This is a genomic window from Paraburkholderia sp. BR14374 (genome assembly GCF_040948685.1).
GTDB lineage: Bacteria > Pseudomonadota > Gammaproteobacteria > Burkholderiales > Burkholderiaceae > Paraburkholderia > Paraburkholderia youngii.
Genome location: NZ_JBFPKF010000130.1, coordinates 1 through 532, shown reverse-complemented (window position 1 = coordinate 532; position 532 = coordinate 1). Strand labels below are relative to the sequence as shown.

General features: G+C 66.4%; 1 pseudogene. It reads left to right on the top strand.

From position 1 onward, the window contains the following. Positions 1–532: pseudogene (locus AB3X86_RS38345) on the top strand (hemagglutinin); the annotation flags it as partial.

Here is a 532-nt window from a genome sequence, read left to right as displayed (position 1 = left end):
CGCTGTCGGGCGTGAAGGACGGCGCGCTGTCGGCGGCGAGCAGCGAAGCGGTGAACGGCTCGCAGCTGTATGCGACGAACCAGGGTGTGGCGCAGAACGCCTCGAACATCGCGGGTCTGGACACCCGTGTGACGCAGAACACGACGGCTATCGGCGGCATGGATACGCGCATCACGCAGAACGAGACGAACATCACGAGCATCGACGGTCGCGTGACGAACGTGGAGGGTTCGGTGCAGAACATCGCGAACGACCTGAGCAGCGGCGTGGTGGGTCTGGTGCAGCAGGACGCAGGTACGAACGCGATCACGGTGGCGAAGGACAAGGCCGGCGCGATGGTGGACTTCACGGGTACGGACGGCGTTCGCACGCTGTCGGGCGTGAAGGCCGGGACGCTGTCGGCGACGAGCAGCGACGCGGTGAACGGCTCGCAGCTGTATGCGACGAACCAGGGTGTGGCGCAGAACGCCTCGAACATCGCGGGTCTGGACCCCCGGGTGACGCAGAACACGACGGCTATCGGCGGCATGGA